Here is a 13,972-nt window from a genome sequence, read left to right as displayed (position 1 = left end):
TAATCACCCGATTACGGTTAACGCAAAATGAACTTGGGCCGGGTTGTTCAGGCCATCGTCGGCAATGTCACCCGGACGACGCCGCCGTCCGGATCGGTTTCCACCCGGAGCCGCTGGCCGAGGCGGAGCAGGCGCAGCCCGGAGGCGTCGAAGGCGCGGGCCGGGAAGGGCAGCTCGGTGCCGTCGTCGAGGAGCAGCACGCCGGTGCGGGTCTGCGCGTCGAAGGTCGCCACGGTGCCCTGCATGTCAGCACCGTACACCTGTGGTGTCGCCGGGGTGGGTGGTCGGTCCGGGGCCGCCGGCCGGTTCAGCCGGGCCGGCCGGGACGACGCCGGTCAGCGCGCCGGTGGCCGGGCCGAGGCCGAGCCGGGCCGCGTCGGCCAGGTCGGCGGCGGTGTCGACGTCGCGCCGCAGGCTCGGCCAACCGCCCGGCAGCGGCACCGCCCCGGAGGCCAGGTGGGCGGCGGCCGAGTCGACCCCGAACCGGGGGTCCAGCGGCACCCCGGGAGGCGCGGCGAGCAGCGTGGTGCCGGTGCCGGGGGCGTCGGAGACGAACCGGCGTACCCCCGCCGGGCCGGTGCCGACCGCGTGCAGTGCGGCGGCCAGTTCGGCCGGGCGCAACGCCGGCAGGTCCGCGGTGAGCGCCGCCACCCAGGTCCCGCACCCACCTCCGGCCGGGTCGTCACCGTCGGTGACCGCCACTTCGACGCCGTGCCGTAGGGCGGCGTTCAGCCCGGAATCCGGGCGGTCCGGCACCACCCGGGCGCCCGCCGCGCCGACCGCCGCCGCCACCTGCGGGTCGGCGGTGACCACCAGCACCTCGGCGACCGCCGGGCAGGCCAGCGCCGCGCCGACCGTGTCGGCCGTCAACGCCAGCGCCAGCTCCTCGTGGGGTACGACCGGCAGCGCCCCCCGCAGTCGGCTCTTGGCCGCACGGAGCCGCTTCACCGGTACCACCACCACCCACCTCGCCTGGCCCACGTCGACAATCCTGCCAGCGCCGACGGCGGTACCCCTCACTGGCCGTACCGGGGACGAGCAGGCATGATTTCCGCTGCGGGCCGCAACGGTGGGGGTGCGGCGCGCGGGCGGGGTGACGAGGAGGCAGGGGTGACACGGCGCAGGCTGGGTTTCTGGCGACGGTTCGCCGTGGCGCTGGTCAAGCCCGTGATGCTGGCCTGGACCCGGCGCACCTGGCACGGGGCCGAGGAGCTGCGCCGTCCGGGGGGCGTCATCATCGTCCCCAACCACCTCTCGCACACCGATCCGCTGGTCTGCGCGCACTTCATCTACGACGCCGGCCGGTGGCCGCAGTTCCTCGGTAAGGCCAGCGTGTTCCGGGTCCCGGTGGTCGGCTGGATCCTGCACCGCTGCCGGCAGATCCCGGTGGAACGGGAGACGTCCGTCGCGGTCAAGTCGTTGGACCGGCTGGTCGCCGCGCTGGACGCGGGCGGCGCGGTGGTCATCTACCCGGAGGGCACCATCACCCGGGAGCCGCAGCTGTGGCCGATGCGAGGCAAGACCGGCGCGGCCCGGCTGGCCCTGGCCACCGGCGCACCGGTCATCCCGGTCGCGCTGTGGGGCCCGGAACGGCTCTTCGACCCGCGTACCCGCCGGGTGGGGTTGCGGCCCCGGACCCCGGTGACGGTGGTGGCCGGTCCGCCGGTCGACCTGAGCCGGTGGGCGGGGGCCACCCCCGGCCGGGTGGTGCTGGAGGAGATGACCGACCAGATCATGTTGACCCTGCGTGACCTGCTCGCCGGCATCCGGGGCGGGACACCGCCGCCGCTGTGGGAACGTCCCGTCAGTCCGCGTACTCCCGAGGTGACCGAATGAGCGAGTGGATCGACCGGCACGACGCACGGACGGCAGGGGCATGAGCGGACGGACCGGGCGGACCGGCGCGTGGGCGTACGGCGTCACCGACGGTGGGGAGGCGACGGCGTGAGTGGCCACGTGGCGGTGCTGGGGGCCGGTTCCTGGGGGACGGCGTTCGCCAAGATCCTCGCCGACGCCGGCCGGGAGGTGACCATCCTGGCCCGGCGGGAACAGGTCGTCGAGGCGATCCGCACCCACCGGCGCAACCCCGACTACCTGCCGGAGCTGCGGCTGCCCGACCGGGTCACCGCGACCGGCGACGCGGCCAAGGCGATCTCCGGCGCGGAGCTGGTGGTGCTGTCGGTGCCGTCGCAGACGCTGCGCGGCAACCTCGCCGAGTGGGCCGGTCACCTCGCCCCGGACGCCACCCTCGTCTCCCTGATGAAGGGGATCGAGCTGGGCACCACCCGGCGGATGAGCGAGGTGATCGTGGAGACCGCCCGGGTCACCGCCGACCGGGTGGTGGTCGTCTCCGGCCCCAACCTGGCCCCCGAGATCGCCGTCGAGCAGCCGGCCGCGACGGTGGTCGCCGGCACCGACGCCCGCCGCACCGAACTGGTGCAGCAGTCGATCCGCACCCCGTACTTCCGGCCCTACACCAACGACGACGTGATCGGCTGCGAGCTGGGCGGGGCGGTCAAGAACGTGATCGCCCTGTCCTACGGGATCGCCACCGCGATGGGCTTCGGCGACAACACCCGGGCGATGCTGATGACCCGGGGGCTGGCCGAGACCGCCCGCCTGGGCGTGGCGCTCGGCGCCGACCCGATCACCTTCGCCGGCCTGGCCGGCATGGGTGACCTGGTAGCGTCCTGCTCGTCGCCGTTGGCCCGCAACCGCACCTTCGGCGAGCACCTGGGCCGGGGGGAGACCCTGGAGCAGGCGCAGGCGGCCACCCGACAGACCGCCGAGGGCGTGAAGAGCTGCCTGGCCATCCGGGACCTGGCCCGCGCGCACGGGGTGGAGATGCCGATCACCGAGCAGATCGAACGGATCTGCCACGAGGGGATGGACCCGAGGCTGGCAGTGGACACCCTGATGAGCCGTACCGCCAAGCCGGAGTCGTACGAGTGAGCGGCCAGCCGGTCCCACCGGGGGAGCACGGGCACTGGCACGACGGGACCCGGTGCGTGCACGCCGGGCTGCCGGAGCCGGCGCCGGGGCAGCCGTTCCTGCCCGGCCCGGTGTTCGCCGCGCCCTATCACCTCGACCCGTGGCAGGGGCCGGCCGGGGCGCCGAACGGCTACGGCCGCCCGGACAACCCGACCCGCCGGCTGCTGGAGACGGCCATCGGGGAACTGGAAGGGGGCGACTGCCGGGTCTTCGCCTCCGGGCAGGCCGCCATCACCGGAATGCTGCTGGCGGTGCTGCGCCCCGGCGACACCGTGCTGCTGCCCGCCGACGGCTACTTCCCCGTCCGGGCGTTCGCCACCGACACCCTCGCCGGGATGGGGGTACGGGTCAGCTTCGTGCCCACCGCCGGGCCGTACCCGTCGTTCGACGGGGTACGGCTGGTGCTGCTGGAGACCCCGGCGAACCCGGGCCTGGACGTGGCCGACATCGCCGCCGTGGCCGACGCGGCGCACGCGGCCGGCGCGCTGGTCGCGGTGGACAACACCACCGCCACCCCGCTCGGGCAGCGCCCGCTGGACCTGGGAGCCGACCTGGTGGTCGCCTCCGGCACCAAGGCGCTGACCGGCCACTCGGACCTGCTGCTGGGCTACGTGGCCTCCCGGTCGGCGCAACTGCTGGAGACGGTGACCGGGTGGCGGACCACCACCGGTGCGGTGCCCGGGGCGTTCGACGCCTGGCTGGCCCACCGGTCGCTGGCCACCCTCGACCTGCGGTTGGCCCGGCAGTCCGCCAACGCGGCGGCACTGGTCGAGCTGCTCGCCGGCCGGGCCGACGTGACCGGGCTGCGCTGGCCGGGCCGCCCGGAGGACCCGGCGTACCCGGTGGCGTCGCGGCAGCTGCGACGGATGCCCGGGGTGCTCTCGTTCGACCTCGGGGACGCCGACCGGGTGGCCCGGTTCATCGTCGCGTCCCGGCTGGTCACCGCCGCGACCTCGTTCGGTGGCCTGCACACCAGCGCCGACCGGCGGGCGCAGTGGGGCGACGACACGGCCCCCGGCTTCGTCCGGCTCTCCTGCGGGGTGGAGGACACCGCCGATCTGGTCGCCGACGTGGCCGCCGCACTGGACAGCGCGGGGGCGGCCGGTCCGCTATCGTGATGCCGGCCCGTACGGGCCCCGACCGGAGGAGGTGAGTCCGATCCACCAGACATCAGGACCGGCGCTCCCCGTCGAGTCCCCGTCGCTGCGGTAGCGACGGTGGGAGCGCCGACGTGCGCTCCCGAAAGGCATCACCATGGCATCCGACCTGTTTCCCCACGATCACGCCGCCCTCGTCGCCCGGCTGCGCGCCGCCGGCTGCGTCTATGCCGAGGACGAGGCGACGCTGCTCGTCTCCGCCGCCGACTCGCCGCAGGTGTTGACCGCCCTGACCGACCGGCGGGTCGCCGGTGAACCGTTGGAACACCTGCTCGGCTGGGCCGAGTTCTGTGGCCGTCGGGTCGCCGTCGACCCGGGGGTGTTCGTACCCCGGGCCCGGACCGCGCTGCTGGTGGAAGCCGCCGTGTCGGTCGCCGGGCCGGCCCCGGCGCTGGTCGACCTCTGTTGCGGCTCGGGCGCGATCAGCGTCGCGCTGGTCGACCGGCTCGCCCCCCGCTGGCTCGCCGCCGTCGACGTGGACCCGGCCGCCGTGGCCTGCGCCCGCCGTAACCTGGCCGGCCGGGACGTCACCGTCGTGCAGGGCGACCTGTACGACCCGCTGCCGCTTCAGTGGCGGGGCCGGTTGGACGTGGTGGTCGCCAACGCCCCCTACGTGCCCACCCCGGCGGTGGCTCTGATGCCGGCGGAGGCACGGCTGCACGAGGCGTCGGTGGCGTTGGACGGCGGCAGCGACGGGCTGGCCGTGTTGCGCCGGGTGGCGGCCGGTGCGGTCGACTGGCTGCGGCCCGGCGGTCACCTGGTGGTGGAGGTCAGCGCCGGGCAGGCCGGGGCGTTGTGCGAGGCGATGACCGGGCTGGGTCTGCTGCCGACGGTGCTGCGCGCCGAGGAGTGGGAGGCCACCGGGGTCCTCGCCCGCCGCCCGGACTGAGCGGCCCCGCCGCCGACCGGGTGCTCTTCGACGCCGACGACCGCTCCGAGGTCGAACGGCCGGTCGGGTCCGACCGGGGCGACCCGACGGCGGGTTCGCCCCGGTCGGGGGCGTGACGGGCGGCGGGAACGGGAACTAACCTCGCAGCAGACCCAGGTGGAGGTGGCGGATGGTCGGCGTGGACGTGCCGGTGGTGGTCGGCCTCGACAACGGTGGCACCAGCAACAATGCCACCGTGCTCCGCCTGGACGGCCGGTTCCTGGTCGATGGGCTGGTGGAGACCCCCAGCGAGGTGACCGCCGGGCCGCAGGTGGCGATCGAGGCGCTGGCCCACGCGTTCGACGGGGTGCTGGCCCACACCGGTGTGCCCCGCGAGCAGGTCCGGGCGGTGGGGTTGGACACCCCAGGGCCGGCCAGCGCCACCGGCGTCATCTCGTCCCGGGGGTCGACGAACTTCGCCCAGCCCGCCTGGCACGGGTTCGACGTGCGGGGCGCGCTGGAGCGACGTCTCGGCCTGCCGGTGATCTATCACAACGACGGCAACGCCGCCGCGCTCTACGCCCACCACGTCCACTTCGGAGCCGAGGCGGCGACCCGGTCGTCGGTCGCGGCGATCGTCGGCACCGGTCTCGGCGGCGGGCTGGTGATCGACGGCCGGGTGGTCACCGGCGCGGCCGGGATGGCCGGGGAGTTCGGCCACGTGCACATCCCGCTGGCCGGGCTGCTCGCCCCCGGTCAACCCGAACCGCGGTGCGCCTGCGGCTTCGTCGGGGACGCGGAGAGCGTCGCCTCGCTGACCGCGATCGGCCGCAACCTGCTGCCGTACCGGCTGTCCCGGCAGCCGGAGCATCCGTTGGCGCAGGAGCCGCCCGAGCGTGCCGCCAGGCTGCTGCGGGGGTACGCCGAGCGCGGTGATCCGCTGGCCCGGGAGGTCTTCGCCCAGCAGGCGGCGGCACTCGGCCGGTTGTTCACCATCGCCGCGAACTTCGCCGACCCGCATGCGTACTTCGTCGGTGGTGGGGTGGTGGAGGCGACGCCGGAGTTCCGCGACTGGTTCCTCGACACCGTCCGGGCGCACACGGTGCTCCGGGCGGAGCAGGCCGCGCTGGTCACCTTCGCCCTGGTCCCGGACCGGGACATGGCCGGGGCGCGTGGGGTGGCCATCGCCGCGGCCGAGGCGGTCCGCCCTGCCGCCGCCCCGCCTGCCGCCCTGATCGACTGACCCGTCCGCCCCCGCACCGCTTCGGTGCGGGGGCGGTGCCGGGTCAGTGGCGCTGTGGGGCCGGCGGCGGGGCGGTGGCGAAGGCGGCCCAGGCCGTGGGTGGGAAGAGCAGCACCGGGCCGCCCGGGTCCTTGGAGTCGCGGATCGCGACCCGGCCCGGCAGTGACGCCAGCTCGACGCAGGCCCCCTCGTCCCCGCTGTGGCTGCTCTTGCGCCAGGCGGCCCCGGACAGGGCCACGCCGATCGTCGGTGTCATCGGTCTCCTACCGTCCCTTCATCAGTTGCAGCAGTCGGTCGCGGCTGTCCGCCGGGCTGAGCGCGACGGTCCGCAGATGTTCCATGATCTTGGTGCAGGTCCGCAGGTCACCCGGCCGGTCCAGGACCATCTGACCGGCCACGGTCTCCACCGAGGCGATCAGCGGGTCCTCGGGGTCGGCGAACTCCAGGATGTGCAGCGAGCCCCGGGTGCCCCGGTGGTAGCCGGCGGAGAGCGGGATCACCTGGACGGTGACGTTCGGCAGCTCCGCCGTCTTGAGCAGGTGGCTCAGCTGCGCCTCCATCACCGTGCGGTCGCCGACGGGACGCAGCAGCGCGCCCTCGTCGATGATCGCGTCGAAGATTGGGGGTTCGGCGGCGGTGATCCGTTGCTGCCGGTCCAGCCGGAGCTTGACCCGCTGCTCGACCTGGTCGTCGGTGAGGGTGTGCGGCCCGCCCCGCATCACGCCCCGGATGTAGTCGGCGGTCTGGAGCAGGCCGGGCACGATCGAGGGTTCGAAGTTGGCGATCGCGGTGGCTTCGGCCTCCAGCGCGATGAAGTCGATCGTGCGTTTGTCCAGCAGGTGTGAGTAGGGCACCCACCAGCCGGGTTTACGGGTGTCCTTGGCGAGCTGGACCGCTGCGGCGATCTCCTCGGGCCGTACCCCGTAGAGGCTGAGCAGCGCGCGGACGGTGGCCGGGTTGACCAGGGTCTGTGCGTTCTCGTAGCGGCTGAGGGTGCTGCGGGTGCTGTTGATCTCGTCGGCGGCGGCCTCCAGGGTGAGGCCGGCCGCTTCCCGGTGGGCGCGTAGGGCGATGCCCAGGCGGCGAGCCCGAGCGGTCTTGGGAGCCATACGTCGATGGTGGCATATGTCTTTGGGAACTTGTGCATGAGAGAACGTCGATGAGAGTTGCATTCACGCCTGTCCACCTGTCAATCTGTAACGGAGTCCTCACCAACGGTTGTCGTGGCGACGGCGGTGGTGAGTGACCGGAGGGGATGAGGCGCGTGGCGATCGGGTTTACTCCCCCGTTCCCGATCGCCACGTGCCGCCGCCGCCATCCATCGTCTGGAAAGGACTTCGGACTGTGAGGGGCCTGATGACGGCGATGACGCGGTTCCTGGTGGTGCTCAGTGACGTCCGGCCGGTGGAGGCGCAGGTGCGCGACGAACGGGCCTGCCCCGAGCGCCGTCGCCAGGTCGTCGGCGCGAACAGTCGGGAGGCGGCCGACCGGATCGCCGGGGCGTTCATGGCCCTGGGCATGGTCCGGGCCGGGCGGCAGCGGGTGAAGGTGATCGCCGTCGGGCGTCGCCGTCGCGTCCTGCCCGCCGACCCGGGCTGAGCGTCACGTACCGTATCGGGGTGGATGACCGTTTGCGAGGGCGGTTCGCGTCCTGCCGGGTATCACCATCGGGGTGTCGCCACCCACAGTAAGGTCAGTCGGGTGAGCGCAACTGACGGCTCCGCAGGCGCGTACCGAGAGGTGACCCGAGTGACCACCCCAGGCAAGACCCGCGTGGCGATCGTCTTCGGCGGCCGCAGCCCCGAACACGGCATCTCCTGCGTCAGCGCCGGCAGTGTGCTCGGCGCGCTCGACCCCGACGAGTACGACGTGGTGCCGGTCGGCATCACCCGGCAGGGCCAGTGGGTGCTGACCAGCGGGGACCCGGGCGAGTTGGCGATCCGGGCCCGCAAGCTCCCGGAGATCACCGCCGGGGCCGGGGCCGAGGTCGTGCTGCGGGCCGACCCGACCGCAGGGGGCCTGCTGGTGCTCGACCCCACCGAGGGCCCCCGGGCACTCGCCGACGTCGACGTCGTCTTCCCGGTGCTGCACGGCGCATACGGCGAGGACGGCACCATCCAGGGCATGCTGGAGATGGCCGACATCCCGTACGTCGGCGCGAACGTCTTCGCCTCCGCCGCGGCGATGGACAAGGAATTCACCAAGAAGCTCTGCGTCGCCGAGGGCATCCCGGTCGGCCCGTACGCGGTGCTGCGCAACGGGATGACCCTGAGCGAGACCGACAAGCAGCGGCTGGGGCTGCCGGTCTTCGTCAAGCCGTCCCGTGCCGGCTCGTCGTTCGGCATCACCAAGGTCGACGACTGGGCGCAGCTCGACGCCGCCGTGGCCACCGCCCGGGAGATCGACACCAAGGTGCTGGTCGAGGCCGCGATCGTCGGCCGGGAAATCGAGTGCGGCGTGCTGGAGGGCGAGGCCGGCGGGGCGCCCGAGGCGTCCGTGCTGGCCGAGGTGCGGATGGTCGGCGACCGCGAGTGGTACGACTTCGAGGCCAAGTACCTCTTCGCCGACGAGGTCTGCGAGTACGACGTCCCCGCCGGGCTGCCCGACCGGGTCACCCGTCAGGTCCAGGAGTACGCCACCCGTGCCTTCACCGCGCTGGACTGCGCCGGCCTGGCCCGGGTCGACTTCTTCGTCACCCCCGACCTGGACGTCTACCTCAACGAGATCAACACGATGCCCGGGTTCACCCCGACGTCGATGTTCCCCCGGATGTGGGCGGCCAGCGGCCTGGAGTACCCCAAGCTGGTCAACCGGCTGATCCGGACCGCCCTGCACCGGCACTGACCCCTGCGCCGGCACTGACCTCCGTGCCGGCACTGACCTCCGCCGCCGGCCCTCCCGCAGACCGGCGTTCGGGCATCCTCCCGACGTCGGTCGACCATGTTGTCGGTCCCTGATTCGGGCGGTCCTGGCCGGGGCCATTCTGTCAATGAGTGAGAGTAATCCACCGGCATATCCCACGGGCAATAAATCCGATGGTGGTTATGGCAATTTTGGTGGGGTGGCACGGATTCCTGACAACCATTGTTCGGCGTTGTGATCAATAGTGAAAACTCAATATGCTGCCGGAGTTCGGATACCTGCAAGGGGCAAATTGGAGGTCCTCTTGAAATCCGCTCTGCGTTGGTCCGTGAGTGCCGGTGCGGCATTCACCCTGATCCTGACCGGTGCGCCGGCAGCCGAGGCGAATTCGACCACGGTCGACCAGAAGGGAAACATCACGGCAATTGCCCGTACCCTGGACGGCCGGGCGATCGCCAATGAGAAGATCGCGCAGGAGGTCGCCGACTTCTGGACCCCGCAGCGCATGGCGTCCGCCGTCGACCTGGACTTCCCGAAGTCGGGCAGGGCCGCCGCGTCGTCGAGCCACGCGCCGAAGCCCACCGGACCGGCCGGTACGGTCGCGCCGGTGGCACCGAGCGTCGCCAGTGGCCCCAGGACGATGCTGAACGAGGCGGTGACCGTCGGCAAGGTCTACTTCACGGTCCCCGGCGGCGGCACCGCCTCCTGCTCGGCCAGCACCGTCGCCAGCGCCAAGCGGCGGCTCGTGGTGACCGCCGGCCACTGCGTGCACCAGGGCGGCGGTGGTCAGTGGTACACCAACTGGCAGTTCGTCCCCCGGTACCGCAACGGGGTGCGGCCGTTCGGCACCTTCGTGGCCTACAGCCTCTCCACCCGTGGCGCCTGGGCCAGCTCGTCGAGCTATGCCGAGGACATGGGCATCGCGGTGATGTCCAACGGCGGCATCTACAACGCGAAGGTCGTCGACACCGTCGGCGGCAACGGGCTCCGGTGGAACTGGGGCTACAGCGTCTCGGTCACCGCCCTCGGCTATCCGTCCAACCTCGGCGGCGGTGAGAGCCAGCAATACTGCCAGAGCACCACCTGGGACGCGGGCGGCCAGCAGATCCGGATGTACTGCAACATGACCTACGGTTCCAGTGGCGGGCCGTGGTTGCAGGAATACAACGACTCGATCGGTGCCGGCTACATCAACAGCACCGTCAGCCACGGCGACAATCCCGGCAACGGGCAATTCGACGGCCCGTACTACGACGACGACATCAAGAGCCTCTACGACTACGCAGAAGCCGGCTCTCCCGCGTAATTCCCTCCCCGGACAGCGCCCCGGCCACCGGCCGGGGCGCTGTCGTGCCGTGCGGCCCCCGGAATACGAATTGTCAGGGCCCCGGCGTAATCCGGGTGCGGGCCGTCGTGCGGGTGGGCTGACGCGGGGTGGCGCGCTGCGGCGGTTGCCGCCCCTGGTCCGCCGGCCGCACCCCGGCGCGCTGCACGAAGATGCTCCGCCGGGCCACCGCCCGGTCCCGGGCGTCGAGCTGGTAGACGTCCAGCCAGACCCACCCGTCGTACGTCGGCCGGTCGTCGATACGGATCAGCCGGCACCTGATCGGGCGGATGAACTGCACGCTGGCCGCCCGGGTGATCAGCAGCAGGTCACCGGGCTTCACGGCGCGGCCGGCCGCTGCTGCTCACCGGCATCGGGGCCGGCATCGGGGGCGGTGTGGTGGCGAGGTGGGTGGTCGGGCCGGTCGCGCCAGGCGCGGAGGGTCTCGGCGGCTGCGGTGAGGCGGCGGCAGGAGCCGTCGGGCTGGCAGCGGGGGCAGGCGTTGCGGTGGTGGAAGTCGACCACGTAGCCGGCCATCAGGACGCGGAACGGTGGTTCGGGTCGCCCCTCAAGCATGGCGGGTGCCCCGCTGGACGTGTCGTCCCTCGTCCCCGCTCGACCATGTGCGCCGGGGCGACGGCCTCATCGGCGGTGCTCCTCGACCGCGTGCCGGGCCCGCCACCGCGCGGCCAGGGTCATCAGTGGTCGGTCCCGCGCGAAGATCACCGTCGGGCTGTTCCACGCCGGCCGTCCCGTCCCGCCTTTCCTGGGCTCCCCGCACCGTGTGCCGGGCAGGCCGTCCGGCGTGATCGACTCACGTGAGGCGATATTGCGGTTTCCTGGCGCGGCGATACCGCTGTTTCGCAGCAGCGCAGATCGCGGTCGGCCGGCTCCGGCCGAGGCGTCCACTCCGGTCGGTGGATCAGGCGGGTCTGTTCGTCGGGCAAGGGGCGGACGGCCCACGCCATCAATCGGATGATCTTTTCGCTGAAACCACTTCCATCGGGCCACGCGCCACCTCCACTGCTCGTCGACAGGCGCTCTATCAGCCACGATCCGAGAACAGCGGCGACCCGTGCAATGCTCCTGGTGAGACATTCACCCGTGAGGCACACCTTGCGGGTGACGAAGCGAAGGGCGTCGCACGGCGTGCCTGATGACGTGTCGTGGTGAGACGGGAAGGATGGTGTCCGTGACGGAGATCGGCTCGACCGTGCCGAGAAGGGAACTCGGCCGACTGTTACGACAGGCCCGGGAAGTGGCTGGCTTCGGCTTGGAGGCTGCCGCATCCGACCTGGAGTGGTCACGCGCCAAGATGTACCGAATAGAGGCGGGGCAGACGCCGCTGCGCGCACTCGACGTCGACCAGATGTGCCGCCTCTACGGCACCCCGTCCGAGCTGACCGAAGTCCTCGTGAGCCTGGCCAAAGAGTCGAAGAGTAAGGGCTGGTACCACGCCTATGGCGAGGTCATCCCACGCTGGTTCCAGTTGTACGTCGGCTTGGAGGTGGCGGCCAGCCGCCTCCGCACCTACGAACACGCGCTGGTGCCGGGCCTGCTCCAGACCTCGGAGTACGTCGCCGAGGTGGCACGCACCAGACCCGGTATCGCGGATGAGGACGTGGTGAAGCTCGTCGAACTTCGACAGGAACGTCAACGCCTGCTCACCAGGAAGCGGCCGGCGGCTCCCGAGTTCGAGGCGATCATCGAGGAAGCGGTATTGCGCAAGCGGGTGCCCTGCATGGCTGGGCAGTTGGACAGGCTGATCGAAGCTAATCAGGCCCAGAACATCACGGTCAGGATCGTTCCGCTCGCCTCGGGGCTGAGTCGGGCAGCGATCGCAGGGAGCTTTGTCATCCTGGATTTTCCCACCAGGGGAGCCCGGTCCGCCGAACCGACGACGGTCTACAGCGAAGGGCTGTCCGGGGCGCTTTACCTTGATCGCATCGAAGAGGTCAAGGCTTACGCCCATGTGTGGAACACGCTCGATGTCCAGGCGCTGGGCGCGGAGGAGTCAGGCAAGCTGATGCAGGAGATCAAGGAGAAGTTCGGTGACTGAAATCAGCGGGCCGACCTGGCGTAAGAGTAGCCGCAGTAGTGACCAGGGCAACTGCGTGGAGGTCGCCGACAACCTGTCCGCTGCCGTGGGAGTGCGGGACAGCAAGGACGTCGCCGGCCCGGTGCTGGTGTTCTCCCCTCAGGCGTGGCGGAGCTTCCTCGCCACCATCGACCGCCACCACTGACCGACCCACCCGGCTCACCCGTCCGCGCCGGACCGGGCCTCCGGCCCGGTGGCCCGGGGCCCGCCAGAGGGTCCCCGGGCCGGTGGGCGTGGTGCGTTCAGTGGAACTGTCCGGGCTGGTAGGTGCCGGCCGGCTGCCGGGTGATGATGTTCATCCGGTTCGCCAGGTTCATGAACGAGACCAGGAGCACCAGCGCGACCAGTTGCTCGTCGTCGTAGTGCTTCGCGGCGTGCGCCCACACCTCGTCGCTGACCCCGCCGGCCGCGTCCGCCACCCGGGTCCCCTCCTCGGCCAGTGCCAACGCGGCCCGTTCGGCCTCGGTGAACACCGTGGCCTCCCGCCATGCCGCGACCAGGTTCAGCCGCACCGACGTCTCACCTGCCGCAGCGGCGTCCTTGGTGTGCATGTCGACGCAGAAGGCACAGCCGTTGATCTGGCTCACGCGCAGCGCCACCAGTTCCTGGGTGGGGGCCGGCAGCGCTGACTCCTTCAGCGCCCTGCCTGCCGACATCAGGTGCTTGAAGGCCCTGCCGGCGGTCGGGTCGGCGAGGAAGTTCAGTCGGGCGTCCATGGTGTGCTCCTCTGCGGTCGTTCGTGGCTGCACCTCCTCGGACGGGGTGGCCCGCCTCCCCGTGACACAGCTGAACGTGACCCGCGTCTCGCCGCTCGGCGGCTGACGTCGCCCGCTAACGGGGGCGGGACCCCCGGAGGAACTGGTCGACGGCGGTCCGGGTGATCCCGTCGAGCAGTTGCGGTGCGACCATGTTGCCGTTGACCAGCGTGGCGATGCCCTGCAACGTGGCGAACAGCACGATGCCGGCGAGTTCCGGCGGGCCGGGCGCCAACACGCCCTGGGCCTGCCCCTGGCTGATCAGATCGTGCATCAGACCGAACGGGCCAGCGGCGGCGGCGACGAGATGGCCGGCCCCCTCGCGGTGCTTGGCGGCGAACATCAGCTCCAGCAGGGCGGCGTCCTCGGTGGCGAACCGCAGGTAGGCGGCGGCCATGGCGTGCAGGCGCGGCGCGAAGTCGTCCCCGGCGGCGACGAGCGCCGCGTGCAGTTCGGCGTGCAGCCGGGCGAATCCGGCCTCGGCGAGGGCGTCCAGCAGCGCCTGCCGGTCGGCGAAGTGCCGGCGCGGCGCGGCATGACTGACGCCGACCTCCCGGGCCAGTTCGCGCAGCGAGAGCTGGCCGGCGCCGTGCTGGCGCAGGCTGCGCTCGGCTGCGGCGAGCAGCGTCGAGCGCAGGTTTCCATGGTGGTACGCGGGCACGACGGTCATGGTA

The 13,972-nt window shown here is 72.0% G+C and carries 18 protein-coding genes; 10 read left to right on the top strand and 8 right to left on the bottom strand.

Translation table 11 applies throughout. From position 1 onward, the window contains the following. Positions 1–47 precede the first annotated feature (47 nt). Both AB0K25_RS14100 and cofC read right to left on the bottom strand, forming a co-directional pair. Complete coding sequence (locus AB0K25_RS14100; RefSeq protein WP_219468168.1) at positions 48–245, bottom strand: cold-shock protein; 198 nt, start codon at positions 243–245, stop codon at positions 48–50. Position 246: 1 nt separating this feature from the next. Next, the gene (gene cofC / locus AB0K25_RS14095; protein WP_357534626.1) at positions 247–981 is read right to left on the bottom strand and encodes a 2-phospho-L-lactate guanylyltransferase; all 735 of its coding nucleotides are present in this window, start codon (positions 979–981) and stop codon (positions 247–249) included. A 129-nt stretch (positions 982–1,110) separates the two neighbouring features. Here cofC and AB0K25_RS14090 point away from each other — a divergent pair, with 129 nt between their 5' ends. The 5 genes from AB0K25_RS14090 to AB0K25_RS14070 all read left to right on the top strand — a co-directional run bounded on the left by AB0K25_RS14090 (position 1,111) and on the right by AB0K25_RS14070 (position 6,259). Further along, complete coding sequence (locus tag AB0K25_RS14090; protein ID WP_208567250.1) at positions 1,111–1,836, top strand: lysophospholipid acyltransferase family protein; 726 nt, start codon at positions 1,111–1,113, stop codon at positions 1,834–1,836. A gap of 108 nt (positions 1,837–1,944) precedes the next feature. Next, on the top strand, positions 1,945–2,952 hold the full coding sequence (locus tag AB0K25_RS14085) for an NAD(P)H-dependent glycerol-3-phosphate dehydrogenase (protein ID WP_208567249.1): 1,008 nt from the start codon (positions 1,945–1,947) through the stop codon (positions 2,950–2,952). Then, positions 2,949–4,109, top strand: coding sequence for a cystathionine gamma-lyase (locus AB0K25_RS14080; protein WP_219468171.1), 1,161 nt, complete (start codon positions 2,949–2,951; stop codon positions 4,107–4,109). Before AB0K25_RS14085 ends, AB0K25_RS14080 begins: the two co-directional genes overlap by 4 nt. A gap of 136 nt (positions 4,110–4,245) precedes the next feature. Then, positions 4,246–5,037, top strand: a complete 792-nt coding sequence (locus AB0K25_RS14075; protein ID WP_208567247.1) for a putative protein N(5)-glutamine methyltransferase — start codon at positions 4,246–4,248, stop codon at positions 5,035–5,037. Positions 5,038–5,206: 169 nt separating this feature from the next. Continuing rightward, positions 5,207–6,259, top strand: a complete 1,053-nt coding sequence (locus AB0K25_RS14070) for an ROK family protein (protein WP_208567246.1) — start codon at positions 5,207–5,209, stop codon at positions 6,257–6,259. Between the two features lie 43 nt (positions 6,260–6,302). Here the strand turns inward: AB0K25_RS14070 and AB0K25_RS14065 are convergent, their stop codons facing one another. Beyond that, positions 6,303–6,515 carry a DUF397 domain-containing protein gene (locus tag AB0K25_RS14065; protein ID WP_219468173.1) on the bottom strand — a complete coding sequence of 71 codons (213 nt, stop codon included), beginning with the start codon at positions 6,513–6,515 and terminating at the stop codon, positions 6,303–6,305. Positions 6,516–6,522: 7 nt separating this feature from the next. Further along, entirely contained in the window at positions 6,523–7,368 is an 846-nt protein-coding gene (locus tag AB0K25_RS14060; protein ID WP_208567244.1) for a helix-turn-helix transcriptional regulator, read from the bottom strand. A 256-nt stretch (positions 7,369–7,624) separates the two neighbouring features. Here AB0K25_RS14060 and AB0K25_RS14055 point away from each other — a divergent pair, with 256 nt between their 5' ends. From AB0K25_RS14055 to AB0K25_RS14045, 3 genes are all read left to right on the top strand, one after another. Further along, complete coding sequence (locus AB0K25_RS14055) at positions 7,625–7,858, top strand: hypothetical protein (RefSeq protein WP_208567451.1); 234 nt, start codon at positions 7,625–7,627, stop codon at positions 7,856–7,858. A gap of 150 nt (positions 7,859–8,008) precedes the next feature. After that, positions 8,009–9,103 carry a D-alanine--D-alanine ligase family protein gene (locus tag AB0K25_RS14050; protein ID WP_357534623.1) on the top strand — a complete coding sequence of 365 codons (1,095 nt, stop codon included), beginning with the start codon at positions 8,009–8,011 and terminating at the stop codon, positions 9,101–9,103. A gap of 346 nt (positions 9,104–9,449) precedes the next feature. Continuing rightward, positions 9,450–10,427 carry a hypothetical protein gene (locus AB0K25_RS14045; RefSeq protein WP_363820407.1) on the top strand — a complete coding sequence of 326 codons (978 nt, stop codon included), beginning with the start codon at positions 9,450–9,452 and terminating at the stop codon, positions 10,425–10,427. A 73-nt stretch (positions 10,428–10,500) separates the two neighbouring features. Here AB0K25_RS14045 and AB0K25_RS14040 read toward each other — a convergent pair whose 3' ends face one another. Together AB0K25_RS14040 and AB0K25_RS14035 are read right to left on the bottom strand one after the other, a co-directional pair. After that, on the bottom strand, positions 10,501–10,788 hold the full coding sequence (locus AB0K25_RS14040; protein ID WP_363820404.1) for a hypothetical protein: 288 nt from the start codon (positions 10,786–10,788) through the stop codon (positions 10,501–10,503). After that, complete coding sequence (locus AB0K25_RS14035; RefSeq protein WP_219468182.1) at positions 10,785–11,021, bottom strand: hypothetical protein; 237 nt, start codon at positions 11,019–11,021, stop codon at positions 10,785–10,787. The genes AB0K25_RS14040 and AB0K25_RS14035 overlap by 4 nt, the downstream gene beginning before the upstream one ends. Positions 11,022–11,637: 616 nt before the next feature. On the opposite strand from AB0K25_RS14035, the gene AB0K25_RS14030 reads away from it, so the two are divergent. Beyond that, the gene (locus tag AB0K25_RS14030) at positions 11,638–12,504 is read left to right on the top strand and encodes a helix-turn-helix transcriptional regulator (protein WP_363820401.1); all 867 of its coding nucleotides are present in this window, start codon (positions 11,638–11,640) and stop codon (positions 12,502–12,504) included. Beyond that, entirely contained in the window at positions 12,497–12,688 is a 192-nt protein-coding gene (locus AB0K25_RS14025; RefSeq protein ID WP_219468188.1) for a DUF397 domain-containing protein, read from the top strand. Before AB0K25_RS14030 ends, AB0K25_RS14025 begins: the two co-directional genes overlap by 8 nt. Positions 12,689–12,785: 97 nt before the next feature. Here the strand turns inward: AB0K25_RS14025 and AB0K25_RS14020 are convergent, their stop codons facing one another. Continuing rightward, complete coding sequence (locus AB0K25_RS14020) at positions 12,786–13,259, bottom strand: carboxymuconolactone decarboxylase family protein (RefSeq protein ID WP_363820398.1); 474 nt, start codon at positions 13,257–13,259, stop codon at positions 12,786–12,788. A gap of 115 nt (positions 13,260–13,374) precedes the next feature. Next, entirely contained in the window at positions 13,375–13,959 is a 585-nt protein-coding gene (locus tag AB0K25_RS14015; RefSeq protein WP_363820396.1) for a TetR/AcrR family transcriptional regulator, read from the bottom strand. Between the last annotated feature and the right edge of the window lie 13 nt (positions 13,960–13,972).

Source organism: Micromonospora sp. NPDC049257, assembly GCF_040678915.1.
Classification (GTDB): Bacteria; Actinomycetota; Actinomycetes; order Mycobacteriales; family Micromonosporaceae; genus Micromonospora; species Micromonospora antibiotica.
This window is presented reverse-complemented; position numbering and strand designations above follow the sequence as displayed.